This window comes from Pseudoalteromonas rhizosphaerae (assembly GCF_902498845.1).
Lineage (GTDB): Bacteria > Pseudomonadota > Gammaproteobacteria > Enterobacterales > Alteromonadaceae > Pseudoalteromonas > Pseudoalteromonas rhizosphaerae.
The window spans coordinates 108,040-134,299 of the sequence record NZ_CABVLM010000012.1 but is presented as its reverse complement, the minus strand read 5'-3'; the positions used below and the strand labels follow the sequence as shown (position 1 = coordinate 134,299).

21 protein-coding genes are annotated in these 26,260 nt (G+C 40.8%); 6 read left to right on the top strand and 15 right to left on the bottom strand.

The features are described 5' to 3' along the window. Window positions 1–28: 28 nt before the first annotated feature. Complete coding sequence (gene gorA / locus PSR9079_RS17745) at window positions 29–1,390, top strand: glutathione-disulfide reductase (RefSeq protein WP_149982657.1); 1,362 nt, start codon at window positions 29–31, stop codon at window positions 1,388–1,390. Window positions 1,391–1,495: 105 nt separating this feature from the next. Here gorA and PSR9079_RS17740 read toward each other — a convergent pair whose 3' ends face one another. Then, a complete protein-coding gene (locus PSR9079_RS17740) occupies window positions 1,496–2,407 on the bottom strand; it encodes a LysR family transcriptional regulator (RefSeq protein ID WP_145238639.1) in 912 nt (303 codons plus the stop codon). Window positions 2,408–2,513: 106 nt separating this feature from the next. Between PSR9079_RS17740 and PSR9079_RS17735 the strand changes: the two genes are divergently transcribed. The 4 genes from PSR9079_RS17735 (at window position 2,514) to PSR9079_RS17720 (ending at window position 5,488) form a co-directional block, all read left to right on the top strand. Continuing rightward, window positions 2,514–2,960 carry a VOC family protein gene (locus PSR9079_RS17735; protein WP_145238636.1) on the top strand — a complete coding sequence of 149 codons (447 nt, stop codon included), beginning with the start codon at window positions 2,514–2,516 and terminating at the stop codon, window positions 2,958–2,960. Then, window positions 2,947–3,540, top strand: coding sequence for a glutathione S-transferase family protein (locus tag PSR9079_RS17730; RefSeq protein ID WP_149982656.1), 594 nt, complete (start codon window positions 2,947–2,949; stop codon window positions 3,538–3,540). The genes PSR9079_RS17735 and PSR9079_RS17730 overlap by 14 nt, the downstream gene beginning before the upstream one ends. Window positions 3,541–3,814: 274 nt before the next feature. Further along, on the top strand, window positions 3,815–4,546 hold the full coding sequence (locus tag PSR9079_RS17725) for a MauE/DoxX family redox-associated membrane protein (protein WP_149982655.1): 732 nt from the start codon (window positions 3,815–3,817) through the stop codon (window positions 4,544–4,546). Between the two features lie 114 nt (window positions 4,547–4,660). Continuing rightward, complete coding sequence (locus tag PSR9079_RS17720) at window positions 4,661–5,488, top strand: mechanosensitive ion channel family protein (protein WP_149982654.1); 828 nt, start codon at window positions 4,661–4,663, stop codon at window positions 5,486–5,488. A gap of 93 nt (window positions 5,489–5,581) precedes the next feature. Here the strand turns inward: PSR9079_RS17720 and tldD are convergent, their stop codons facing one another. The 9 genes from tldD to PSR9079_RS17675 form a co-directional block, all read right to left on the bottom strand. After that, window positions 5,582–7,021, bottom strand: coding sequence for a metalloprotease TldD (gene tldD, locus PSR9079_RS17715; protein WP_149982653.1), 1,440 nt, complete (start codon window positions 7,019–7,021; stop codon window positions 5,582–5,584). Beyond that, window positions 7,018–7,827 carry a carbon-nitrogen hydrolase family protein gene (locus PSR9079_RS17710; protein ID WP_149982687.1) on the bottom strand — a complete coding sequence of 270 codons (810 nt, stop codon included), beginning with the start codon at window positions 7,825–7,827 and terminating at the stop codon, window positions 7,018–7,020. Before PSR9079_RS17710 ends, tldD begins: the two co-directional genes overlap by 4 nt. 20 nt (window positions 7,828–7,847) lie before the next feature. Beyond that, window positions 7,848–11,693: a YhdP family protein gene (locus PSR9079_RS17705; RefSeq protein WP_149982652.1), complete on the bottom strand. Its 3,846-nt coding sequence runs from the start codon at window positions 11,691–11,693 to the stop codon at window positions 7,848–7,850. After that, on the bottom strand, window positions 11,693–13,165 hold the full coding sequence (gene rng, locus PSR9079_RS17700) for a ribonuclease G (RefSeq protein WP_149982651.1): 1,473 nt from the start codon (window positions 13,163–13,165) through the stop codon (window positions 11,693–11,695). The genes PSR9079_RS17705 and rng overlap by 1 nt, the downstream gene beginning before the upstream one ends. Window position 13,166: 1 nt before the next feature. Further along, a complete protein-coding gene (locus tag PSR9079_RS17695) occupies window positions 13,167–13,736 on the bottom strand; it encodes a Maf family protein (RefSeq protein WP_149982650.1) in 570 nt (189 codons plus the stop codon). Beyond that, window positions 13,736–14,215: a rod shape-determining protein MreD gene (gene mreD / locus PSR9079_RS17690; protein WP_149982649.1), complete on the bottom strand. Its 480-nt coding sequence runs from the start codon at window positions 14,213–14,215 to the stop codon at window positions 13,736–13,738. Before mreD ends, PSR9079_RS17695 begins: the two co-directional genes overlap by 1 nt. Beyond that, window positions 14,208–15,050: a rod shape-determining protein MreC gene (gene mreC, locus PSR9079_RS17685; protein WP_179959213.1), complete on the bottom strand. Its 843-nt coding sequence runs from the start codon at window positions 15,048–15,050 to the stop codon at window positions 14,208–14,210. The genes mreD and mreC overlap by 8 nt, the downstream gene beginning before the upstream one ends. Continuing rightward, the gene (locus tag PSR9079_RS17680; RefSeq protein WP_145238587.1) at window positions 15,050–16,093 is read right to left on the bottom strand and encodes a rod shape-determining protein; all 1,044 of its coding nucleotides are present in this window, start codon (window positions 16,091–16,093) and stop codon (window positions 15,050–15,052) included. The genes mreC and PSR9079_RS17680 overlap by 1 nt, the downstream gene beginning before the upstream one ends. Before the next feature lie 139 nt (window positions 16,094–16,232). After that, window positions 16,233–18,254, bottom strand: a complete 2,022-nt coding sequence (locus PSR9079_RS17675) for an SUMF1/EgtB/PvdO family nonheme iron enzyme (RefSeq protein WP_149982648.1) — start codon at window positions 18,252–18,254, stop codon at window positions 16,233–16,235. A gap of 280 nt (window positions 18,255–18,534) precedes the next feature. Here PSR9079_RS17675 and PSR9079_RS17665 point away from each other — a divergent pair, with 280 nt between their 5' ends. After that, window positions 18,535–19,389: a 1-aminocyclopropane-1-carboxylate deaminase/D-cysteine desulfhydrase gene (locus PSR9079_RS17665; RefSeq protein ID WP_149982685.1), complete on the top strand. Its 855-nt coding sequence runs from the start codon at window positions 18,535–18,537 to the stop codon at window positions 19,387–19,389. On the opposite strand, the gene PSR9079_RS17660 is transcribed toward PSR9079_RS17665, so the two are convergent. The 5 genes from PSR9079_RS17660 to ssb form a co-directional block, all read right to left on the bottom strand. Further along, window positions 19,386–21,185, bottom strand: coding sequence for an EAL domain-containing protein (locus PSR9079_RS17660; protein WP_149982646.1), 1,800 nt, complete (start codon window positions 21,183–21,185; stop codon window positions 19,386–19,388). The genes PSR9079_RS17665 and PSR9079_RS17660 overlap by 4 nt on opposite strands. Before the next feature lie 427 nt (window positions 21,186–21,612). After that, window positions 21,613–23,061, bottom strand: a complete 1,449-nt coding sequence (locus PSR9079_RS17655) for a S41 family peptidase (RefSeq protein WP_149982645.1) — start codon at window positions 23,059–23,061, stop codon at window positions 21,613–21,615. Between the two features lie 88 nt (window positions 23,062–23,149). Next, on the bottom strand, window positions 23,150–24,409 hold the full coding sequence (locus PSR9079_RS17650; protein ID WP_149982644.1) for an ATP-binding protein: 1,260 nt from the start codon (window positions 24,407–24,409) through the stop codon (window positions 23,150–23,152). Then, complete coding sequence (locus PSR9079_RS17645; protein WP_149982643.1) at window positions 24,400–25,095, bottom strand: response regulator transcription factor; 696 nt, start codon at window positions 25,093–25,095, stop codon at window positions 24,400–24,402. The genes PSR9079_RS17650 and PSR9079_RS17645 overlap by 10 nt, the downstream gene beginning before the upstream one ends. 418 nt (window positions 25,096–25,513) lie before the next feature. After that, entirely contained in the window at window positions 25,514–26,242 is a 729-nt protein-coding gene (ssb, locus tag PSR9079_RS17640) for a single-stranded DNA-binding protein (RefSeq protein ID WP_149982642.1), read from the bottom strand. Window positions 26,243–26,260: the final 18 nt, after the last annotated feature.

Below are 26,260 nucleotides of genomic sequence, written 5' to 3'. Positions count from 1 at the left end.
ACGTTTTATATAAACTTGAGGACTAAAGATGGCTCAGCATTTTGATTACATTGCGATTGGCGGGGGCAGCGGCGGGATAGCGTCAGCTAACCGTGCAGCAATGCGTGGCGCGAAAGTGGCACTAATTGAAGCAAAACATATGGGTGGAACCTGTGTAAATGTAGGTTGTGTACCAAAAAAAGTAATGTGGCATGGCGCTCAAGTTGCTGAAGCAATTAACTTATACGCCCCTGATTACGGCTTTAATGTTGAAGTAAAAGAATTCAACTGGAGTAAACTAGTAGAAAGCCGTGAAGCCTATATTGGCCGCATTCATAAAGGTTACGATAATGGCCTTGCTAAAAACGGCGTAACAGTTATTAAAGGCTTCGCTAAATTTGTTGACAGTAAAACAATCGAAGTAGACGGCGAGCACTACACCGCCGATCATATTTTAGTGGCCGTAGGCGGTCGCCCTAGCATTCCAAATATCCCAGGTGCTGAACACGGCATCGATTCAAATGGCTTTTTTGAGCTGAATGAACAACCAAAACGCGTTGCAGTTGTTGGTGCCGGTTATATCGCGGTAGAGATTGCCGGTGTACTACATAGCCTAGGTACAGAAACCCATTTATTTGTTCGTAAAAATAAACCACTGCGCACCTTTGACCCATACATCATCGACACCCTTGTTGATATTATGGCCAAAGAAGGCCCGACGCTGCATACCGAATGCTCACCAAAAGAAGTAGTTAAAGAAAGCGATGGCAGCTTAACTATCCACTTTGAAAATGGCTACAGTCAAAATGTTGATCAAGTCATTTGGGCCATTGGCCGTACACCGACGACTGATAAGATTAACCTAGTCGCAGCGGGTGTTGAAGTAAACGAAGGCGGTTACGTTAAGGTAGACGAGTACCAAAATACCACGGCTAAAAATGTTTATGCTGTGGGTGATATCATCGAAGGAGGTATAGAGCTTACCCCTGTTGCAGTAAAAGCAGGCCGTACTTTATCAGAGCGTTTGTTCAATAAAGACCTGCCAGATGATTTAAAAATGGATTACAGCTTAGTTCCTACAGTGGTATTTAGCCACCCGCCAATTGGTACCATTGGTTTAACTGAACAAGAAGCAATTTCGCAGTACGGCAACGAGAACGTAAAAGTGTATAAATCAAGCTTTGCTGCTATGTACACTGCGGTTACTCAGCACCGCCAAGCATGTAACATGATGCTAGTTTGCGCAGGCCCTGACGAGAAAGTTGTAGGCTTACACGGCTTAGGTTTTGCGGTTGATGAAATGATCCAAGGCTTTGCAGTAGCTATGAAAATGGGCGCAACCAAAGCAGATTTTGATGCCGTTGTTGCGCTGCACCCAACTGGCTCAGAAGAGTTTGTTACTATGCGCTAGTTAAAGCGCTCAAGGCTCAAGGCTCAAGGCTCAAAAAGATAAACCTTGCAGTTAACGCTGCAAGGTTTTTTCGTTTTGGCTGGTGACTTTACTTACTATCAATACCTACAAAGCTAATTCATCAATTTTGCTTTTTAATCTTGGTGATGCGAAATCTAAAAAGCTTTTCATTTTTTGTGGCATATATTTTCGAGATTTATGCAGTAAATGCACAGGAACTTTCGCAGGTTCAAATTCAGCTAATATGACCTCAAGCGCGCCTTGCTCTAGTGCACCTTTAACTTGGTAATGTAGCTGCTGGGTTACCCCTACTGAATTTATAGCAGCAGTAACAGCTGATTTACTATCCGTAATCGTTAATCGCGATGATATATTTACATTAAAAGCAATTGTAGAATCCGGAACAAGGTAACTCCAAGGTGGGGTTGTCATCGCCGTATTTAGTGATATACACGGGTAGTGAGTTAAATCAGCCGGTGTTTTTAACGTTTTATGGGCAGCTAAAATCGATGGGCTTGCACAGGTTACCACCCGAATTTCTCCTACTTGAGTGGCTATCATTGAGCTATTTGGTAGCGCACCAATTCTAACAGCCATATCAACATCATTATCAAACAGATTAATATTTCCATCCGACAAAATTAACTGCACATTTATGCTGGAATATAAGGACAAAAACTCAGTAACAATTGGCAATACATATAATCTTCCAAACATCACTGGTGCGGTGATGACCAACTCTCCTTTAGGCTCTGAATATTCACCTTTTACCCCTTGTTCGGCCTCTTCAACTTGCTCGATAATTGCTTTACAAGCACGAATATAATTTGCCCCAAAGTCCGTTAACGATAACTTTCTCGTTGTTCTATGTAATAGACGCACACCGAGCTGGTTCTCAAGTTCCGATATTTTTCGGCTCAGGGTTGGCAAAGGAACATTTAGCTCTTTACTTGCCGCAGAAAAACTACCAACTTCCACAACCTTAATTAACATAGACATTGCTTGTAACTTGTCCATTGATTATCTCATTTATTGAAAATATCCTTATCAAATTTACCGTATTATCTTTTAAATAACAAAATGTCATAGTGTCGCTATCAAATAAAGATAGGAAACATACTCTATGAACACTTTATCTCCTGTAAACCCTCAAGCAGCTCTTGCCTATGATCATGTTGGTATTCGAGTCAGCAATAGACAAAAATCAGTCCACTTTTATGAACGCCTTGGATTCAAAGAAACCTATCGCATTGCAGAAGGCGAAGCGAATGAGATGATTACAGCGGGCGGTGTTCGCATTAATCTTATTTTTAATGGTGCAAAAATAACAGGGCAAAAGAACACACTCCTTGATGAGCCGATAAAAAAACCAGGGATCACGCATCCTGCATTCATTATTAATAACATTAATGAATTTCAAGTTTGGTTATCTAAAGAAGGGCTCACAATCACTGAGGGACCAAAAAAACTCGGCCCGAGAAGAATCGCTTTATTTATCCGTGATCCTGATGGGAACGTTCTTGAGTTCAATCAATTATTATCAGAGGAGACAAAAAATGAAATTATATGATTTAGAGTTATCAGGCAACTGTTACAAAGTAAGGTTATTTGCCTCACTGATCCATACACCATTAAATATTATTCCTGTTAACTTTATGCAAGGCGAGCATAAGCAAAGTAAATTAATGAAATTAAACCCTTGGGGAGAAATCCCAATACTTGAAGATGGCAATATAGTGTTAAGAGATGGGCAAGCGATATTAGTTTATCTTGCCAATAAATATGGCGGTGAAGCATGGTGGCCTAGTGAAGCGCATTTACAAGCAGACGTTATGCAATGGTTGTCTGTCGCGGCTAATGAAATACAACATGGACCGAATAAAGCTCGGTTAATTAAAAAGTTTGCGGCCGAGTATGATCATACTCAATGTGTGCTGCAATCAAATAAAATACTTACATTAATCGATTCTCACCTTATGAATAACCATTGGTTAGCAGCGAATCGCCCGACTATCGCCGAGTGTGCAATTTATCCTTATATATCCATCGCCCATGAAGGAGATGTTGAGGTAGATAAATACCCGCATATTAAAGCGTGGATGAAGAGAATTGAGCAGCTACCTGGTTATATCCCTATGCCTGGTAACTAACATTGCCGCGTTTTATACAGGCCTAAACAGTCGCTACATTAAGGTCGCCACGAAACCTTGCAGCTCTGTTGCAAGGTTTTTACACCCATGATTATTTAGCATGGCATGATCCAGTTATGGATGTTGTTTTAAGCATGACCAAGTAATTATTATTAGCTGGCACAAACCTTGTATTCACTTAATAACACTGAATAACAAGCACATTTTGTTTATGTTTACTGCGTAATTCGGTAATGATTACGTAGTCGGCTTTACATTTTTACAAGGAGGCACTGTGTCTAAGTCAGCAATTTTATATCGCATGGTAACCGATGAGCATATTTGCCCGTTCGGGCTAAAATCAAAAGATTTGTTAGCGCGTAATGGCTACGATGTTGATGATCGCCACCTTACTAGCCGCAAACAAACCGATGACTTCAAACAACAGCATGATGTAAAAACCACCCCACAAACCTTTATTGATGATAAACGTATAGGTGGGTACGATGATTTGCGCGATTTTTTCAATCTGACCAAAGCGGGTCAACAAGGCACAACTTACACGCCAGTGTTAGCTATTTTTGCAGTCACACTATTACTCAGCTGCGGGTTTAGCTATGCCAATGGCGACGCTTTATTGTCTATGCAAAACTTAATGCTGTTTATTGCACTATCAATGGCAGTTTTAGCCATTCAAAAGCTGCAAGACTTATACAGCTTCTCAAACTCATTTATTACCTATGACTTACTTGCCATGCGCGTTGTGCCTTATGCTTATGTTTATCCTTTTATCGAAGCCTATGTTGCCATCGCTATGGTAGCCAAACTTCCGGCCTTAGCGGTGGCGCCGTTCTCGTTATTTATTGGTTGTATTGGTGCGGTATCAGTATTTAAAGCTGTGTATATCGATAAGCGTGAGCTGAAATGTGCATGCGTTGGCGGTGACAGTAATGTGCCGCTGGGCTTTATTTCCCTTAGTGAGAATTTATTTATGATAGCTGCGGGTATTTGGATGCTAATTAGTTGATAAACATATAACGGTTTTGCCACTTTATTAGTGTTCCAGCGTGGTTAAATCTGCAAAATTTCGCTAGTATGGCGGGGTGTTATTTTTTATTAACGCTCCATCAATTAGGAATTTATGAACAAAGATTTACTGCTCCATCCGGTACTTATTTCACTAGCAATGATCACTATTGCGTTTACTCTTAAGGCGCTGGTTGACAGATTTGCGCGCCATAAAGCAGAAAAAAAAGAAAAAGATATTCGCTATATTTCGCACAATATTAAGCACTCTATTAACCTAGCAACGGTGCTATTACTGCTATTTGTATGGTCTACTGAAATCCAGAACTTTGCGCTGTCGATCGCGGCATTTGCAGTGGCTATTGTATTTGCGACCAGAGAGTTTATTCAATGTATAATTGGCTTTTTCTATTTAGTTACCACGCGCCCGTTTCGGGTTGGTGACTGGGTACAGGTTGGTGAATACTATGGTGAAATTGCTGAAACCGATTGGATCAAAACCACCATGCATGAAATTGACATGCACACTTATCAATTTTCTCGCAAAACCATTTATATTCCGAATAATAAGCTGATCACTAACCCGATTAAAAACTTAAACTTTGTAAAACGTTTTACCACTCATCACTTTAGTATTGTGCGTAAAGAAAGTTTTAATCCGTATCCAATTTACGAAACTCTAACCACGAAAGCGAAGCAATATTGTGAAGAGTTTCAAGATGTGGCTGGTCGTTATAATTCGATTATCGAAAGAAAATTAGATGCAAAAATTTCTGGCCCTGAGCCTGAAATACACTTTAGTACCACAGAGTTGGGCGAGTTTAAAGCCAGCTTTACGCTATTTTGCCCAACTGACAAGGCGCTAGAAATAGAGCATAAGCTAACCGCTTTTTTTATGGAGCTTTGGTATAACGAAGCTGCAAAAAGTGAGTTAAAAAACTAAGTTTAAGCACTTAGTTATCAATCAATAAAGAAAAAGCTTAGCTCCATCAGAGGCTAAGCTTTTTTCTTTACAGCTCAATAGCAGTTACAATAATTAAGCGGTGCCACCCACTGTTAAGTTATCTATTTTCAAACTTGGCTGGCCAACGCCTACTGGTACACTTTGGCCGTCTTTACCACATACTCCTACGCCTTTATCAAGCGCTAAATCATTACCTACCATAGAGATTTGTTGCATAACTTCAGGGCCGTTACCAATTAATGTGGCGCCTTTGATTGGCCGAGTAATTTTGCCGTTTTCAATTAAGTAGGCTTCTGAGGCACTAAATACAAACTTGCCTGAAGTGATATCTACTTGGCCGCCACCAAAGTTTGGGGCGAAGATACCTTTTTTAACTGTGCTAATAATATCGGCTTGGCTGTGCTCGCCGCCTAACATATAAGTATTGGTCATACGTGGCATAGGTAAATGCGCGTATGACTCTCGGCGCGCATTACCAGTTGGGTTAACGCCCATCAAACGCGCATTCATTTTATCTTGCATGTAGCCTTTTAAAATACCGTTTTCGATAAGTACGTTGTACGCTGCAGGCGTACCTTCGTCATCCACATTAAGTGAACCACGGCGATCGGCAATGGTGCCGTCATCAACTACAGTACACAGCTCTGATGCGACTTTTTGGCCCACTTTACCGCTAAATGCCGAGGCTCCTTTACGGTTAAAGTCGCCTTCTAGGCCATGACCTACGGCTTCATGCAGTAATACTCCTGGCCAACCGGCGCCAAGTACCACTTCCATCGTGCCCGCTGGAGCGTCAATAGCTTCAAGGTTTACTTTTGCTTGGCGTACGGCTTCTTCTGCGTATTCCATCCAACGGGGTTTACCATCCACCAGCTCTTTAAAGTAACCATAGTCTAAACGTGCGCCACCACCTGCGCCACCGCGTTCACGGCGGCCGTCTTTTTCAAGTAATACCGAGCAATTTAAACGGATCAATGGGCGGATATCGGTGGCAAATGTACCATCGCTGGCCGCAATCAATACTTCTTCATACACCGCAGACATAGAGCTAATAACTTGCTCTGCGTCAGGAGCAAGCTCACGAATATAATTTTCAAGCTCACGTAACAAATTTACTTTGTCGGTATCACTCATGCTTTGAATCGGCTGCAGTGGTGCAAACTGCTGTTTTGCTGCTACATCACTAAATACCTGAATGGCTTTACTTTCACCTGCTTCGGCAATACTGCGCGCAGCGGTTGCGGCTTTGTTAAGTGCTTCTAAATTAATTGCATCAGAGTACGAAAAACCGGTTTTTTCGCCACTAACTGCGCGTACGCCGACGCCGCGTTCAACGTTGTACGAGCCTTCTTTTACTAAGCCATCTTCAAGCACCCATGATTCATGGTGGCTAGATTGAAAGTAAAGATCCGCGTAATCAACTTTATGCTGATGAATAAAACCAAGCGTTTTTTCGAGTTCTTCTCGATTTAGCTGGCTGTCGTGTAATAAATGCTGTTCAACCGTGTTCATAATAAATGCTCTCTAAATCGTTGGTGAGATTGCACTGGCATATCTCGACGAATGGCGTGTAAGCGGTTTAGATCTGGCTGACAACCAATAAACCCAATGCCATTTGCAAGCTCGCTGAGGACGTCGCCCCAAGGAGAAATAATAATACTGTGGCCGTATGTCGCGCGACCATTTTCGTGTTGCCCTACTTGCGCAGCAGCAATCACATAACTTTGCGTCTCTATCGCTCTGGCCGTTAATAACGGTTGCCAATGAGCTGCACCTGTTATGGTAGTAAATGCGCTAGGCACTAAAATAACCTCTGCCCCGGCTCGTTGCAAAGCACTAAATAAGCCACTAAAGCGTAGATCATAACATACTGTAAGACCTATTTTACCAAACGGTGAATCGACCACCACAATGTCACTGCCCGCTTCGGTGAAGTTAGACTCGCGATACGCACCAGTCCCATCAGCAACATCAACGTCAAATAAATGCATTTTATTGTACTGGGCCAGCACTTCACCTTGCTCATTAAACAGCAAAGACGCTGCAAAATATTTGTCATGCTCTGTGGCAATAGGCACAGTACCTGCAGCTAGCCAAATATCATGTTGGCGACATAACTCACTTAATTGTTGTTGATAAACATCACTTTGCTTTGCTACAACAAGTGTTTCATGGCCGCTATTAGCAAACACCAAGAAGCTTTCAGGTAAACACACCAGTAACGGGCGTATTGCAGGAAGCGTGGTTAACTGTTGTCTAAGTTGATTCATGTTGCCATCAGCACACAGCCCGGAGCACATTTGTAGAGCGACTATCATAGCTTGCATCGTTTAAGGCCTTATTGGGTGACTGTAACAGCGGCATCTTTGAGTATTAACTCACTGGAGGCGGCGGCTTGAGGTTGGTTTTGTGCAGCTTGCGGAAGAGTCACTTCACGACTTTTACGATCTACTTCTTTCACTACAGGATCAGTCATGCTGCCAGTCACTTTAAAGTTAATCTCAGAAATAACGCGCGCAGAGTGGAGTACTTTATCTATCGCCAATGCTGCAAGCCCAGTTACCGGATTGACCATCCACGCGACAATCACCGGAATACTTGAGGTCACTTGTGGTGCAACCGCTAAATCGTAATCAATTTCCATGGTATTGAGGTTAGTATGGCCTTTAACCGTCAGATCAGCAGGCACTCCATCCATTTTCGTATCTTGCGTGTAAGCGATGCCTTTATCTACCTGCATGGTGCCTTGCAGACTGTTATAAAAAAAACCTTTCGAAAATACATCTCTAAAATCGAGTTTTAACTTACGCACTAATGAATCCAGGCTCAGCAACGAAAATACCCGTGCGCCGCCATCGCTTACCTCAGCTAAATGCCCTTCGCCTAAACGCCAATCTAAATTACCGTTGAGGCTGGCAATATCAAATAAATAAGGCGCATCTTGCCACGCAAGCGTAAATTTAATATCTGCGGGTGAATCTTTAACTGTGGTGGTTATATCAAATTCATCAAATAGTTCACCGATGTCATCACTTTGCATATTACCGCTAAATTGACTTATGCCATCTTGCCAATGCCCTTTAGCACGTAACACATGCTCGCCTTTATCAACCACCAGCTCAGATATGGTGAGCTTATGACCATCGCCATAAAGCGATGCGCTGACTTTATCTAATTGATAGCTTGCCACTTTACAATCAGCACACTCAAATTCAATGGCCGGTATGTCACTCAACCAAGTGTAATCTTGAGGTGTTTCAGATGGCTGTAATTCGTCTGTTGTAGGGGTAAAGTTAACACGTAAATAATCACTGGCAATATGAATCGGCCGACTTGATTTATCTAGCGGAATAAGTACTTGCGAGCGTAATTCTTTGGCGTTTAGCCGTAAGCGCATGTCACTTGGGGTCGGCGCTAAACGCATTTCAAAATCATTAAATGCAATATCACCAATGGTTAATTGCTGAATGTTACCCACCACTTCTTTTAATGGTGGTAGTACGCCCTGCTCAGCTGATTCTGTTTGACTGATGGTGATGATCTGCTGGATCAAGCCAAGCCAAGGTAATAGATCGGTTTGCTCTAAATCAATTGCAACACTTAAGTCTTGCTGGTTTAAACCCAGATCATGCTCGCCTAAAATAAACTGTGCATTGGTTAGTTTGCCAACGTTATTCGCTAAGATGCCATTAAAATATAAGTTGTTATTAATATTAGCGGTGATCAAATTAGAAATATTATCACCTTGAATAACAGCCGTTAGCGGCCATACTTGATCGGCACTTTTAGTGTACGGTGCGGGCAGCTCACTACTAAGCCCTTCGAGTTGTGAGCTGACATTAGCGCGATAATCAAAGCCGTCCGTTAAAAAGTTTAGGGCAAGATTAATAGCCACTTCACTTTCACCATGCAAGTAACCTTTTAGTAAGTCTTGACCATGAGAAATTAACGTATCAGCATTTAACTGTGCTTTTATATCAACGTCAGCACGATAGTTTGGGCCAATATTTTTACCATTAAAGTTAACTTTCAGCGGCATTCCTAACCAACTTGCGTTAGCATTTTCTAAAGTGATCTGATCATCATTAAAATAGAGCTGACCTGTCACACCTTCAAGCTGAAGCCCAGGTTGTACTAAATACACTGGCAGATCTTTTAAATTAACCATGCCTTTAGCTGTTACATCTAACTCATTTAAATCAACAAGTAGCTCAATATCAGCGCTGGCAGCGCCGTTACCTTGGATCACCTCAAATACATTTGCTAGTGGCTCAGCAATTGGCGTTGCTTTAAAAAACGGCAGTAATGTTTCCATCTCAGCACGTTTATTAATTTTTACGCTCAGTAAATCTGCGTTCATTAGATCTGCAATACTGACATGCACGGCATCATCGATCGCTAAGTTAACAAGCCGCCCATGCTCAGAGTAAATATCCATACGCTGATTTTCAAAATGTAATTTTGCACTCGCTTGAGTTACTGCAGGCCAATCAGGGGCAAATTGATAATTGGCGTTATCTACCTGCGCTAATACTTCAAACTGTCCTGAATTATCGGCAAATGGAAAGCCCGTTAATGGCCCAGAAAACAGCACTTGTGTTTGAGTAAGTTCGCCACCTTTAATAGCCCCAGTTAAGTAATCAACTAAATTTTTAGTCATCACAGGGCGTGGGAAATAATGGCTGGCAACACTGGCATCTGGTGCAAATACTTCTGCATATAAATCAAGCCGAGGCTGTTCGTCTAAGCTAAGCTTCATTTCGGCTGCAACAGTGACCTCATCATTATCAAGCCACATATTATCACTGCTGATCTGCCAACCTTGCTCACTATTGGCTAAATCAATTTGCATATTCAGTTGGTTATATTTGATTGGCTGGCTAAAAGTATCAGCGGTAAGTAACTCGCTATTTTCGCCAAACAGATTAATACGACCACGATCTTGATTTAACAAACCATCGACAAGTAAGCCCTGCACACCGGGCACACCTTGCTCTGCAAGCCAGCCCAATTGCTGGGCTTCAAACCATAATTGCCATTGCTGTGTTGATGTAAATTGCACATAAGCGCGCTTAACTTGACCACTGGGTTGACGACTTAACAGCGGCTCTAATTCAGCAAAATCACTTAACTGGGCTAACCTTGTAACCAAGTCAAAATCGAGTTCTTGCAACCAAATTTGTTGTTGTTTGTTATCCAGCTGTGCTTCAAATTGAAAGTCGGGCCAATGCTGTTGATCGTTTGAGAGCCGCACCCCTGAACTTTTTAACCGCCAACCTTGCTGCCAAGGGTAAAGGCGAAAACCCCCTTCACTTAAACTAAATTGATGACTTTTTGTATCTTGCTGCCAATTAATAAAGCTTGGCAACCATTTAACTGTGACATCTTTGATCAGGCCTTTTTCAATACTCAACCATGATTCTAAGTTAATGTCAGAATTGAGCTGCTCTTTACTAGCATTAATATACTGAGCCAGCCATTTCGACACATCAACATTATTTGCTTGCACATAAATATCACCCAGCATGGTTTCTAGCGTCGATCCGGTTAATGCCAAGCGAGCATCAAATGTACCCACTGAAATCCCGGGCAATGCTAAAGTACCACTAGCTAAGTGTTGTTCGTACTGATTTTGCCAAACGATGTCTTCAAGCATCACCCGACGCTCTTTACCATCTGCCAAGATAAAATTAAGACTACTATTTTCAACCGCAAAATGACCGGTTTTACCTAAGAATAAGCCTTCAATCAGCTCTTTTTGTTCAAACGATACCTCACTGCTGTTCGACTGCAACATAGTCGGCATATCAACATCAGCATGGAAACCGTTGATCACAAAGTAGTTAGATTTTAACTGTCGTGTTTTGATGGTTTCCCAGACGTTTAATTCAAGGCTAGCTTTAGCGATAGTCAGTGCGATGGGTGAGCTTTTATTATCTTCAAAGGTGATATCTTCCAAGACAATAGAAGGACCTTGGCCATGCCAGCTGGCAGAAATAGCCCCAATTGATAAATTAACCGCAAACTTATCATATAGGTAACTTTCAAGGTCACCTTTATAGTCATTGGCATACGGCAGGGTATATTTTAAAACCGAAACAACAACGGCAAGCAGTACCAGAGTTATGGCGAACACTTGCCATAACTTACGGATACAAAAAAAACAGACCGTCTTTGCTTTCATTACATCATAACCACATCAAACTGCTCTTGACTGTAGAGGCTTTCGGTTTGAATGCTCACTTGCTTACCAATAAATAACTCTAGTTCTGCAAGATTATGATACTCATCGTTAAGTAATGCCTCACTTACCGCGGGAGCTGCATAAACCATAAATTTATCAGCCGCGTAAGCACGGTTTACTCGGACAATTTCACGCAGTATTTCATAGCATACGGTTTCAACGGTTTTTTGTGAACCGCGCCCAGAGCAGGCCGGACATACATCACATAAAATATGTTCAAGACTTTCTCGAGTACGTTTGCGGGTCATTTCCACTAAGCCTAATGCCGATAAACCATTAATATTTGATTTAACGCGATCTTTACCCAGTGCAGACTCAAGTGAATGCAATACCCTGCGCTTATGCTCTTCGCTAACCATGTCAATAAAGTCGATAATGATAATACCGCCCAAGTTACGCAACCTAAGCTGACGGGCAATCGCAGAAGTTGCTTCTACGTTGGTGTTAAAAATAGTTTCTTCGAGATTTCGGTGGCCAACAAAGGCACCGGTATTAACATCGACCGTGGTCATCGCTTCGGTTTGGTCGATAATTAAATAGCCACCTGACTTTAACGTCACTTTACGATGTAAGGCTTTTTGTATTTCACTTTCAACATCAAACAAATCAAAAATTGGTCGCTCGCCTGGATAATACTCTAAAGCATCGGAAAGAATTGGTACAAACTCTGCGGTAAAGCTTTTTAGCTCTTCATAGGTTAGCTTTGAGTCAACCCGAATACGCTCCATGTCTTCCCCTACGTAATCTCGTAGAGTTCGAAATGCTAAGGTTAAATCTTCATGCAAAATACTTTCTTTGCTGGTTTTTTTACGTTTAGTGACGATTTTTTTCCATAGTTTTTTTAAAAACTCGGCATCGTGACGCAACTCAGCTTCGCTGGCACCTTCAGCTGCAGTACGAACTATAAAGCTGCCGTCTTCATCGCCATACTCACCTACAATGCTTTTCAATCGCGCGCGTTCTTCTTCGGTTTCTATACGCTGACTCACACCAACATGAGTGGCATCTGGCATAAACACTAAATAACGAGAAGGGATGGTGATGTCAGTTGTTAAACGTGCGCCTTTAGTACCCAGTGGATCTTTTACCACTTGCACCATAATGTATTGACCTTGGCGCACTAACTCGCGAATATCTTGTACTTTTTTAATTGGTTGCTCGTCAACACCTTCAACAATAGAGGCGCTATTTACAATATCAGACGCGTGTAAAAAAGCCGCTTTATCTAAACCAATATCAACAAACGCAGCTTGCATACCCGGTAATACTCGGCTTATTTTACCTAAATAAATATTGCCGACGATACCTAAATTGCCAATACGCTCTAGTTGAATTTCTTGTAATACACCGTTTTCAATCAGGGCAACACGGCTTTCACTCGGGGTGACGTTGATCAGTAATTCTATACTCATGTTACCTACTTAGGAATTCGCTTAATAATTTTTCGCATTCATATAAAGGTAAGCCTACTACCGCAAAATAGCTACCGGAAATATTAGTAACAAAGCGCCCACCGAGTCCTTGTATGCCATAGCCACCGGCTTTGTCTTGTGGTTCACCAGTTTGCCAATATGCTGCTAATTCTTGTTCTGAGAGTGTTTTAAAACTCACTTGCGTGGTTACTACACAACTCATGACCTTGTGTTCAGTGGCAAATGCAATTGCCGTTAACACTTGATGACTGCGCCCAGATAAACGTTTTAGGGTTGCCATAAAGTCAGCTTTATCGCGGGGTTTACCAAGTGACTGATTATCTATGACCACCACGGTATCACTGCCGAGTACGGGGCGATCTGTGTACCCCATAGCAACACCGGTTTGAGCTTTTAGACGCGCTAAACGCTCAACAAGTTCAAGGGGAGTTTCGTCTGCTAGCTGGCTTTCATCAGCATCGACACTAAATTGTGAAAATTCGATACCAAGTTGAGTGAGCAATTCTTTGCGCCGGGGAGAAGCTGACGCTAGATAAATGGCGGTTTGCATTATCTGATCCTGAAATGACGGCGATATTTACGTAGCAATAAGAAAATCCAAGGCCAACTTAACATGCCAGTCACGACCGGCCATAAATACTGCGGGTTGAAATAAACGTCCATTAAAAAGTGATTAAGCCAAAATTGCATTAAGTGATATAGGGTTAAAAATAAGCCCACGAGTATCGCTTGCTGCCAAATTGAAAAATTACGAATTTTTTGAAAGTTACTTGCGGTTACAAAAATACAAATTGAGTAAGTGAGTGAATTAATTCCCAGCGGTGACCCTGTGGCTAAATCAATCAGCAAGCCAACTACCCAAGCCGTACCAATATTTAATCGATGTGGAACAGCTAACGACCAGTACATTAATACTAATAGCACCCAGTCAGGGCGAAAAGGCTCAAACGAAAAAGGCAATGGCATCAAAGCCATGATCAACGCAAGGAAGATGCTCACGGCGATCAATAAAAAGTAACGACTATTCATTGCTGATAGTTTCCTGCTGATTACGCCATAAGATCACTAATAAGCGAATACGATCTAACTGAGCTATCGGCTCGGCGTATACTTGAGCAAACGGGCGGCCCTCATCGCGATTAATTTCAGTTACCACCGCAACCGGGTAGCCCTCAGGAAAAGTGCCTCCAAGTCCTGATGTCACTAACACATCGCCAATCCGTACATCTAAACTATGGGGTACATGGGAAAGTTTAACTAAATTAATTTTACCAATCCCTTCAACCACGGTACGCACATCATTACGTAAAATACGTACCGGTGTGGCATGGGTTGTATCGGTCATCAGTAACACCCGTGACGTCGTTGAGCCTACTTTAGTAAGTTGTCCGACGACCCCCATTTCATCAATCACCGCTTGGCCTTCACTAATGCCATCTATCGTGCCACGATTGATCACCACTTGATGACTATAAGGATTTGAATGAACAGAGAGAACTTGAGCAATAATTTTACGATTTGACTGCTTAGCAGAAGAACCAAGTAACGCGCGTAGCTTTTGATTTTCTTTGCTTAAGAATTGATATTGCTGAAGCTGTTCGCTTTGCAGTAATTGTTTTTTCTTGAGGGCTTCGTTTTCTGTTAATAATTGATCGCGCGTGTGTAAGCTTTTAGCCCCGAGGCTAAATACTTCATAAGGTAAATTGGCTAAATACAATAACGGACTAACTAAGGTGTTTAAACTAGTGCGTATTGTGGTGCCACCTTGCGTATAACGATCGCCTACGATCAACACGATACTCAAAAGCACTGCGACAAAAAGTCGCAGCTGCAAAGAAATGGCACGCCCGAACATTAACTTCATTAGTCGTAACTAAATACATCACCACCATGCATATCAATCATCTCAAGTGCCTTACCGCCGCCACGCGCAACGCACGTTAATGGATCATCAGCAACCACAACAGGAATGCCGGTCTCTTCCATTAATAAACGGTCTAAATCTTTAAGCAATGCACCACCACCTGTTAATACCATTCCTTTGGCTGATATATCTGACGCCAGCTCTGGTGGCGATTGCTCAAGGGCAACCATTACCGCACTAACAATCCCCATTAATGGCTCTTGTAAGGCTTCTAATATTTCATGTGAATTAAGCGTAAATGAACGCGGAACACCTTCAGCAAGGTTACGGCCACGTACTTCAATCTCAATTGGCTCATCTGTTTTAAACGCTGAACCAATTTGATGTTTAATGTTTTCAGCCGTTGCTTCACCAATTAAACTACCAAAATTACGACGTACATAGTTGATAATTGCTTCATCAAACTTATCCCCACCAATACGTACAGATGATGAGTACACCACGCCGTTTAGTGAAATAATTGCAACTTCAGTGGTACCACCACCGATATCAACAACCATTGAACCTGTTGCTTCTGATACCGGTAAACCTGCACCGATTGCCGCAGCCATTGGCTCTTCAATTAAATAAACTTCACGCGCACCTGCGCCCATAGCCGATTCACGAATTGCGCGTTTTTCTACTTGCGTAGCACCGCACGGTACGCAAATAAGCACACGCGGACTTGGACGTAAAAAGTTATTGTTATGCACTTGCTTGATAAAGTGTTGCAACATCTTTTCAGTTACATAAAAATCAGCAATTACACCGTCTTTCATTGGTCGAATGGCTTTGATATTACCAGGCGTTCGACCAAGCATTTGCTTTGCTTCAGTCCCTACTGAGGCAACACTTTTAGGACCACCAGCGCGTTCTTGGCGGATCGCAACTACAGATGGTTCATTAAGGACAATGCCTTCGTCTTTAACATAAATGAGGGTGTTGGCTGTACCCAAGTCGATCGATAGATCGTTTGAAAAAATACCACGGAGCTTTTTAAACATGAGGCTGGATGACCTTTGAAAAACGTTCTTATATTAGCTTATGCAACTTTACCATGCTGAATCAGTTCGGCAATAAAAAGTGCAGCTACCTTTGTTAATTGGGTAAAAAAGGAAGCAACGCTTCCTTTTTAAATTAATTTTATCGTTCGCGTACTAGACGAAAACCGATATAGTTTGCACGAAAGTCTGGCGCTAAAATCAAACGAGTTGAAGCACGAGCTAAACTAGGTGCAAAATTCCACGCACCACCTCGGACAGTAACATCCGCTTGTTCAGCTGACTTATGAGTCCATTCCCATACATTTCCTACCGTGTCGTAGAGACCAAACGCATTAGGTGCAAAGGAGCCAGTTGGCGATGCACTTTTATTTGACGACTCACTACCACACCATCCACAATTGGCTAAATTTTTACCTATTTCATTACCCCACGGGTATTCAGTTTTAGTACCAGCGCGTGCTGCATACTCCCACTCAACCTCATTAGGTAACCGGTATTGTTGACCTGTTTGACCAGACAACCAATCAGCGTATGCTTTCGCATCGTTGTAGGTTAAGCACACGGCAGGAAAATCACTGCCTTGCTCAAAACCTGGATTACGCCAGTTTAAATTTGCTTCCCAGACTGGTTCGCCATTTAAATAATAGGCGCAGCCACGATTACGCTCAGCTTCAGTTTTATAATTAGTGTTGCTGACAAACTTTTGATAAGCACCGACTGTCACTTCTTTATTTTGCATCGCAAATGAGTTTGCAATGGTTTTTTCAACAACTGGACGCTCATTTGCAAGTCCATTACCATTGATATCACCCATTTCAAACTTACCTGCGGGAATGACTACCACGTCAGCAGCTGCGGCATTGCCTATAGCTGTACTGGTTACTGATGTCGTATTACGTTGCTCACTGGTGTATGTCGGTGCAGCAATCGACTCAGGCTTTTTTACCAACTTAGCATGAATCGTCTGCGGCTTTCGTAAATCAACACGCACGCGATAAGGTTTATAACCCTGCTTGCGAACTTCAACATCATGAATACCACTTGGTAAAGTCGTTGCTAAACGTGTTGAACCAAAACTTACGCCATCAATAAACACTTCGTCATCGTATACGTTTGAACGCAGTGTGAATTCAATCATTTTATTACTATCAACGACCTGTGTATCAACCGTTGACATTGGTTTGACTGAATAATCGCGTATCGGTTGCTCGCTCAAGCGTGACACCGAAACGTTGGCATTATCCTGACCATCACTGAATGTTAACTGACTATCAGTAAAAGTAGTGTCATACCGAGTTTGATAAGTTGCCGTTAGCGGCGTGCCGTACTCTGAACAATAGCGATTATCAACACTCAATAAATTACATAAGCGACTGCTATTCACATCACCGCGCATAGTGACGCTTAAGTTAACGTTATAATTGCCTTGGCCGCTAAAAGCACTATTGACCACATGGCTACTTAAAACCTGTACTTGCGCACCAGCCATATTACGCTTTGGTTCAACTAGGCGCTCTTCAGTTAAGTTAGCAAATATTTGATCTACAAAACGCTTGGTTGCTTTTTGTAAGCCCATTTGCTGGCCTCGTTGCTCACAGGCTGCCAATGTTTCTGTACGTTTACAGTTGATAGTGTGATTAACTTCTAGCGTCCCTTCACGGGTAAACTCATTACGTAAGCGCTCAACTCGGGCTGTTGTTAATTGTTCTTTTAAGCTTTCGAGTGTATTTAACTGGGTATGTTTTGCTACGCGAATTTGTTCAATGTCTTTGCGGTGGGATGCAATTGCCGCCAACTGCATCGCGATATCGTCTTTATTTTGCTTATGATCAACCACAGCTTGCTGATATCGCGCCTGTGCAGCACTTATATCAATAGTGGGATCATCAATTAAACGACGATACATTTCATTCATGGCATCAAGTGCTTGATTTTTTTCTTTGTCCAGCTCAGTCGAACGAGTGCGTAATAAATCAAGTTGACTTTGTAACTGACTTTCTTCTTTTAAATGTTTTTCAAGTATCTGTGTAGCGTTATCGTATTCAGCTTGTTTAATACTGATCTCAGATTCAATTCCAGTAACTGTGGCTGTATCTTGTGCAAATGCACTTGATGCAAACAAGCTAGCTGAAATTAACAGAGATAAAGGAGCAATTCGCATATATTCCATTCCCAAAAAGCGGCAATTATTTGGTCATTATTTATTTTTTATAATTAAACTCTTATGCTATGTACTTGCAAGGCAAAACACAAGCTTTGTTCAAAAATTATCTGAGTTTACAACTATTACCGTACTTCATGCCAGTAAATTACCATCACATAGTATGAAAATAGCCCCTTTTCTTGTTCATAGCTAATTTGTTAAACTTATGGCCCATTTATTTTAAGTTGCAACTGTGAATTTAATCCCTGAGTCTCCACTGCAAAAAATCACTTGTTCGATGCTGAGTGAACAAAAAATATCTTTATCGATAAAACGTGACGATCTTCTGCATCCGTTAATAAGCGGCAATAAATGGCGGAAATTAAAATATAACTTAACTGCAATGAAAACACAGGGGAAAACAGAATTAGTTACTTTTGGCGGTGCTTTTTCAAATCATATTCATGCCTGTGCTGCCGCAGGAAAGCAATTCAACTTGAAAACCCATGGCATTATTCGCGGCCCTGAACTTGATCAACACAACCCCACCTTACAGTTTGCTAAGCAATGCGGTATGCAGCTTCACCCTATAACACGTATAGAATACCGAGAGCGTAACACTCCAGATTACCTAGCTCAGTTACAAGCACGTTTCCCCAATGCATATATATTACCGGAAGGTGGCACTAATAAAGCCGCCTTGCTAGGTTGTAGAGAACTCGCCCAGTCATTACCTCTCGCTAATTATGTTTTATGCCCAACCGGTAGTGGCGGCACCCTAGCAGGACTGATTGAAGGCTGCGATAAGACTACTCAGGTTTTAGGGGTTGCGGTATTAAAGCAAGCTGATTATCTAGTGGATGAAATCAAATCTCTTAGTGCAATTGCAACGCAGCAACAAAACTGGCAATTACTCACCGCGTTTCATGATGGTGGCTATGGTAAATTTAGCCCTAAACTTTGGCAGTTTTGCCAAATGATGCAAACCCAACATCAATTACCACTTGAGCCGATTTATTCAGGAAAAATGATGTACGCATTATGGCAATTAATCGCACAAGGCTACTTTCCAGCAGGTAGCAGGATCGTTGCGATTCATACCGGCGGTCTGCAAGGCTTAGATGGACTGCGTTACCGCCGGTTAATAGATTAATTAACCATTACATTAGTAAACTCTTGCAAAGGCTCCGTAAAATAAAATCCTTGCGCGCCAATGACGCCCTGTTTTTTAAGCATATTGAGCTCTTGCTGCGTCTCAACACCAACACCGTATACGGGTAAGTTCACTCGCTCTGCACTGGCTACAATTTGGCGCACCACTTTTTGCTGCGTTACATTTTTATCAATGTCGTGGATTAAATCATAGCTAAGCTTGAGTCCTTTGATCCCTTTGTAAGGCGCTAATAAAGCGATTTTATCGTGCGATGAAACATTATCAATTGATACTGAGCTTCCCACTGATTTAATTGTACTAAAAGCAAAATTCAATCGCTGTTGATGTTGATAAAAATCCACCTCCGATATCTCAAACTGTAGTTTATCAGCGCCTTTTACATTTTTCATTCTCTGTCCAAACCAGCGCCAATAATCATCAGAAAACCAATTAAATGCGTGTAAGTTAATACTCACGGTTAACGCACTTGTTTCACTTTCTAATAACTTAACAACTTGATCCAATACTGTTTTATCCAATAAAACAATCGCTGAATCATTTTTTAGTTGAGGAATAAATTGCTTAGCAGAAAGCATCCCTAAAGACTTATGACGAACCCGGATCAAAGCTTCATGCTGTAAAATATCACCACTGGCGAACTCAAATAACGGCTGAAAAAACAACATAAATTTCTTTTTGCCAATGTAATCAGCTAAGTTCTCATCGCTATTTGCCAGCACCGTTGAACGCGTGTGGTTAAACGGTACCCGATGAGTATGCTGCCATGGGCTTTGTTTTGCTAATGCGAGTGCTGATTTAGTTAGCTGATAAACCACAGTTTGATCGGCACCATCGCGGTAATTACATACGCCTATTTTAATTTCTTTGCGAGATAAATCACCGCGATAAAGCAAAGAAGCCTGATAAATAATTTGATGCAAGCGCTTAGTGTAAGCATCGATATCAGGTTGAGGTATATTCTCCAAGGTAATTGCCAGCCCACCTGAAGATAACAACTTAACTGATACCCGAGATAACTCTTTAAAGCCTTTGCTCACAATAAGTTTAAAGTGGCTTTCTAAATCAACGTTATCTGGAAATGGCTGTGTCCAATAAAGTAAAGCAAAAAGGTGGTTATGATTATTTTGGATACCGTACATTGCGGTAATTGCAACATCGTCTGCGGAACTTAATTTTCGCTTGGCTGTCAGTACTTTTGTACTATTAATAGCAATATCATTTAGTGCTAATTTAACCACATCTTTAGGCGCTTGTTGGCTGCTTGATACTTTACCACCAGTTAATAATGCGATTGAATCTACGCCATCGCGCTGTTTAAACAACAGACGCCACCAGCGATAACTCCAAATAGCAGCGCCAATCATCACTAGATTTAATAAAATAAATAGCGGACTTTCTACAACCCAAAAAGGCAAATGATAAAGCTTTAAACTAACTGTTTTATATTTAAAGATATCACTATCTTGGGTCATAAAAGCAGAAAAGTGAATCGACTCATGGGCTGATTCAAGCATAAAACCATGACTTTGAGCAAGTGCGGCAATGATCTCTTTATCTGCAATTGGCTTTAGTTTGAGGCTATAGACTTGCTTAGCTAATTGACTCCCAGTGATGTGTACTTTTTGATGCAATATTTCCCCTAGAAAAAGATTAAATACCGTTAGTAAAAGCATAAAAGCAATTACATAAATACTTAGCATCCGTACTTGTGCATTTTTAAATTGAGTCACCATGGCTGTTACGCTGTTTGTACTAATAGCTAAAGTGTTGTTCAAGATCCTTATAAACACAAGGCTGAGAGCGATGTTTAAATGTTAACGAACATTATAATGAATAAAACCATCGCATTTTTAGCTACCTAAGTCGGAATAAATATTTATAATTTTTAGCGCATCACAATTGCTTCCTAAAAATAACAAAACACTTATGATGTTTCACTTGTTTGTAATTTTTATCTATTTAGTCAACAGTTATCTAAGACAGCAAATATGGTAATGACTTCGAAAGGTTTATTATAATCACTCAGAAGCCATCAATTTTATTGATATTCGTTTAACTCCCCTATATTAAACGTATAAGCTACGGGCTCATCATCAACCGGAAACTCTTAAAACGAGATTTACTAAATAAATACAAGTGATTATCTAACATAAAAGCCACTATACAGACAGACCTCAAATAAAGACGAGTGCCATATTATGTTTAGTCTTCAGTTAGCAGCGTAATTATTTTCTCTATCGTAAGGTCCTTTTTCTCGCCTCTTGCGAATTTATCATAAGGGTCAACCTCAATATCAACAGGCACACCGAGCACTTCAGCATTTAGCCCCTCACCATTTTTATAGTATTCATTACTAAGTTCATAGGCCCAACCATTAGGTAACATACGAGGGAAGGTATCTGATGTGGCCCCTGCAGTGGGTTCTCCAACCAAAGTAACCTTAGGAAGCGTTGACATAGCAAGTGCAAAACTCTCGCCTGCACTGAAAGTACCATTTGATGTCAGTAAATAGATATCATTTTGATAGTATGGTCTGCTATCAGGTTCTGCATAAACAGTAATTAGTTCATGAAGGCTACCAGCATAAAAAGTACTAATATCCCAAACTAAGGTATTACCAGATATAAACCTTTTGATTAACTCCAAGGCTTGAATATCATAGCCGCCTTCATTATCACGAATATCAATTATCAATTTTTGCGTACCATCCAATGCAATAAAAACCTCATCGAGCAAGTTATTAAATGCTTCGTTCGCATAGCTGATATCTTGGCGCTCTAGGTTATCGGTTTCAATAAAATTTACAAAGTGAGGCAGTGACAGATATCCAACTTGAATACCTTCAACATCAATGATCCCCCAGTTTGGGCTAAATGAGTTCAGTGTATTACGTGCAATAAACGCTGGCTGAGTTGCTTTATTTAGGTACTGCGTAATATTTTCTCTAACAAGTACAGTTTGCTCGATAATATAATTCTCAGCAGCTTCGCCTTTCAACTCTAAATCATGCGCTTCTTGTTCCAGTCGTTTTGCAAGTGTTAACTTAGCTTCAAAGCTTATTGGCTCTTCGTCTAAGTTATAATACAAGCGAGTATGACCATCACTCAAAATTTCTAATATTTCACTAATTATATTAATGAGTTGCTCTTCATCATTTTCATTTAATTTCGGAGCGTACACTTCATAGATATGCTCCCAATCAATGTTACGCTCCTTAAAAAAGGCGTAGTGATTTTGCATATCTAGCCAAAACAACTGAAAAATAACTTCGGCATCAAATTCATAGCTGTTACCGGCGATTGTATCTAGTATGCCGTCAGTGCAAACATCTTCAATGTTTTGTATAGATCTATATGAAGCAGGACCACTATCATACGGTCGTTCATAAATAAGTTGGTCTTTATACTTTTGGCTAAAAGAATCAAAAAGTGGCAAGGGGTCTAAAGTAATTATTGGATAACAGAAAGCTCCTGTTACCTGCCAAGTAACAACGGAATCACCGCTGATCTGTTTTATTTCACCATAAATATCCGAATACCAAAGCTCATTTCGCTGCTCTTTGATAATGTCACTTTGATCACTATCAGAGTTACATCCAAGTAAGCTGATACAAAATATGGTGACGACTAATTTAGCAATACATTTGATCATTACAACTTCCTATAAATTGAAATAAGAAGTTATTCTAATATTCAAAGCACTCTCGGTTTGTCACTTTAATGTCAGAGTTTCGTAATGCCTATTCGACAAAACAACTAGACAAATCAATAGTCAAACAAGCGCCACCAAACTGGCTTTTACTTATTTTTACATTCGCATCATGGCTAGACAAAATTTCTTTTACGATTGCAAGCCCTAGACCCACACCATGGCGCTTACCTGTCCTACTTTCATCAACGGTATAAAAGGGTTGAAAAACTAACTCTCGTTTGCCCTTGGCAATTCCTATTCCATCATCCTCAACTGTCAACAGCAAACGTCTACCTTGCCTAAGTAGTGACACATGAATCTGCTCTACAGCGTACTTATCCGCGTTAACAACTAAATTATGTATAACTCTTTTGATACCAGCGTTATCTACTCGCGCAAATATAGATTGTTGGACATCCAAAATAATAGGATGGTTACAGTACTTTTCTATAGACTTCGCATAGTTTTGAAGTGAATTGCTCAAATTAATTTCAGTAAAATTCAAAGATGAAGAAAACTGCTCTACTTTACTATATTCTAATATTTCATGGACTAAAGTATCCAGTTCGTCACATTCCTCAAATAACTCGTAAATAAGCTTTTCATTATTTGAGGACTTATCTAACAGCTCAAGCTTCAGTTGCAATCGAAAAATAGGGGTTTTTAGTTCGTGAGAAATTGCTCTTATCATATGCCTTTGCTGAGCAAACAAGCGCTCCAACTTCTCTGCCATGTGGTTGAAAGTTTCATTTACACGTCCAATAGCGAAAAGTCCAGTATCAGCACGCCCCGATAATTGGCCCTTTGCAATTAGTTTGCTTGCAAGCTCTAATCTAAAAAGTCTGTATTGCAGCCAAAGTGTATGCAATAAAAAAAGAAATAATATTAAACCCAAAGGCAGCCCATATTGAATAAAAAACAGAATGGTCTCGACATTATCTTTCACTCTAAATGCTGAAAATTGAATTAACTCATTCCCCTGTATTTTTGCTGTAACAGCTTGCAAATTCCCATCATGAACATTTTCTACAAGTATAGTTTGCGTCTGTTCTGAAGCTGGGGTACTAATAGTTTTAACAGTTAGGTTGCTTTGCTCCGAGATTCGCTTTAGCAAAGCAAGCCATTGTTCATTGCTCAGTGCTGGGCGAGCTGCATCTAAAGCATAAATGTAGGCTCTATAGTCTAATTCCACATCTTGCTTCAATTCAGTAGAAAAATAATCCGTAGCAAGTGAAGTTAAAAGGGGATTAATCGTTAAAAATATCAAAATGAAAATTAAGCTTTTTACCGCAAAGCGTATTAACAACATTCGGTTTCCTTGCTATTGACAATAATGTACCCCTTCCCCCTAACTGTAATGAGGTGGCGATAAGGTATATTATCCCCAATGACTTTGCGTATTTTCATTATTTTATTGTCAATTGTGCGATCTAATCCATCAAATTCCCTGCCATATAATTGCCGAGAAATATCATCGCGACTAATTATAGAATCTACATGTGAAGCTAAAAAATAGAAGAGATCAAATTCACTATCCGACATCTCAAGTTTGATATCGGATTGGCTTACAACTCTGGTGAGCAAATTAAATTTAAACGGGCCAACATTGAGTATATGATCCAATTTGCTTTTACTCGCAACTCCTTGAGCTAATCTGAGCAACTTGCGAAATCTAGCCAATATAATTCGAGGATTAACCGGCTTTTGAATAAAGTCATCAGCCCCCATTTCCAGTAAGGTGATCTCATCGATGTCGTCATTGCTAGCCGTTAAGATAATCACTTTACCAAAATACTTATTCTGTAAAGCACGACACACCTCAAAGCCATCCACTTCGGGAAGCATCAAATCTAATAGGACAAAATCAGGTTGATGTAACAGCACATACTCTAAGCCACTAGAACCGCTATATATCGTGTTAACCAAAAAGCCATGCTTTTCAAAAAAACTCTTAAGCAATGCTGCAAGTTCTAGATTGTCTTCAATAATAGTCAATGACTTAGAAATAAATGTATTCCTTTACTTAATGCCTACGATGGTATTCATCTTTTGTTTTAGACACAATTTTACGCTTTCTTTAATATTGCCTTGAGATTCATCATGAGGCAAATTTTGATTTAATATTCTAAAAGCACAATTTAGTCTGCAAACTATTATTAAACTATCAGTTATATTATTAAATTAAATGATTTTCAGGTTAAGCTGGAGATTTAAAAAATGTTTAATCCCCCTGCTTATTCTTGTTTGCGTAATAACAAAAAAAACCTTTAAACTTAATATTTAAAGAGGCTTTCATTAATAATTACCACATTATTTCATAAGTACTAATAAATTATAAATACTTATGAAATTGAAAAAGCCACTAAACAGTGGCTTCAAAGGATTTTTTAAACATTTTCATTTTTGTCTTTGGTTAGAACGGGATATCGTCATCAAAATCGATAGGTGGTTCCATTGGATTTGATGCGCCGCCTTGCGGAGCACTTTGTGGCTTAGGTGCAAAACCACCTTGCGCTTGTCCACCACCTTGTGGAGCATAGCCGCCGCCACCTTGGTATTGATTACTTTGCTGTGGTGCTGCAGCTGGTTGCTGACGAGCTGCTGGCGCTTGTTGTGGCGCTGGTGCATACCCGCCGCTTTGCTGTGCTGCACTTTGCTGCTGAGCATACCCACCACCTTGTTGTGGTGCGCTTTGCTGCGGTGCGCTCTGTTGTTGGCCGTAACCACCTTGAGATTGACCACCGTGGCTTTGCTGTTGGCCACCTTGGTAACCGCCACTTTGTTGGTCGCCACCACGGGCACCTAACATTTGCATTTGACCAGTGAAACCATCCACTACGATTTCAGTGGTGAATTTCTCTTGGCCTTGTTGGTCAGTCCATTTACGGGTTTGAAGTTTGCCTTCAACGTAAATTTGTGAACCTTTACGGCAATATTCACCAACAATTTCAGCTAACTTGCCAAAAAACACAACACGGTGCCATTCTGTTTTATCAACCATTTGACCGGTGTTTTTGTCTTTATAGCTATCTGACGTAGCTAGAGTAATATTCGCTACACCATTGCCGTTAGGCATATAACGTACTTCTGGATCTTGACCTAAATTACCAACCAAGATTACTTTGTTCACACCGCGTGCCATGGACCTTTCTCCTATAAA

Bases quoted from the DNA above. Each gene is read 5' to 3' on its own strand.
- gorA (WP_149982657.1), top strand. From the start codon at position 29: ATGGCTCAGCATTTTGATTACATTGCGATTGGCGGGGGCAGCGGCGGG.
- PSR9079_RS17740 (WP_145238639.1), bottom strand. From the start codon at position 2,407: ATGGACAAGTTACAAGCAATGTCTATGTTAATTAAGGTTGTGGAAGTT.
- PSR9079_RS17735 (WP_145238636.1), top strand. From the start codon at position 2,514: ATGAACACTTTATCTCCTGTAAACCCTCAAGCAGCTCTTGCCTATGAT.
- PSR9079_RS17730 (WP_149982656.1), top strand. From the start codon at position 2,947: ATGAAATTATATGATTTAGAGTTATCAGGCAACTGTTACAAAGTAAGG.
- PSR9079_RS17720 (WP_149982654.1), top strand. From the start codon at position 4,661: ATGAACAAAGATTTACTGCTCCATCCGGTACTTATTTCACTAGCAATG.
- tldD (WP_149982653.1), bottom strand. From the start codon at position 7,021: ATGAACACGGTTGAACAGCATTTATTACACGACAGCCAGCTAAATCGA.
- PSR9079_RS17710 (WP_149982687.1), bottom strand. From the start codon at position 7,827: ATGATAGTCGCTCTACAAATGTGCTCCGGGCTGTGTGCTGATGGCAAC.
- PSR9079_RS17705 (WP_149982652.1), bottom strand. From the start codon at position 11,693: ATGAAAGCAAAGACGGTCTGTTTTTTTTGTATCCGTAAGTTATGGCAA.
- rng (WP_149982651.1), bottom strand. From the start codon at position 13,165: ATGAGTATAGAATTACTGATCAACGTCACCCCGAGTGAAAGCCGTGTT.
- PSR9079_RS17695 (WP_149982650.1), bottom strand. From the start codon at position 13,736: ATGCAAACCGCCATTTATCTAGCGTCAGCTTCTCCCCGGCGCAAAGAA.
- mreD (WP_149982649.1), bottom strand. From the start codon at position 14,215: ATGAATAGTCGTTACTTTTTATTGATCGCCGTGAGCATCTTCCTTGCG.
- mreC (WP_179959213.1), bottom strand. From the start codon at position 15,050: ATGAAGTTAATGTTCGGGCGTGCCATTTCTTTGCAGCTGCGACTTTTT.
- PSR9079_RS17680 (WP_145238587.1), bottom strand. From the start codon at position 16,093: ATGTTTAAAAAGCTCCGTGGTATTTTTTCAAACGATCTATCGATCGAC.
- PSR9079_RS17675 (WP_149982648.1), bottom strand. From the start codon at position 18,254: ATGCGAATTGCTCCTTTATCTCTGTTAATTTCAGCTAGCTTGTTTGCA.
- PSR9079_RS17665 (WP_149982685.1), top strand. From the start codon at position 18,535: ATGCTGAGTGAACAAAAAATATCTTTATCGATAAAACGTGACGATCTT.
- PSR9079_RS17655 (WP_149982645.1), bottom strand. From the start codon at position 23,061: ATGATCAAATGTATTGCTAAATTAGTCGTCACCATATTTTGTATCAGC.
- PSR9079_RS17650 (WP_149982644.1), bottom strand. From the start codon at position 24,409: ATGTTGTTAATACGCTTTGCGGTAAAAAGCTTAATTTTCATTTTGATA.
- ssb (WP_149982642.1), bottom strand. From the start codon at position 26,242: ATGGCACGCGGTGTGAACAAAGTAATCTTGGTTGGTAATTTAGGTCAA.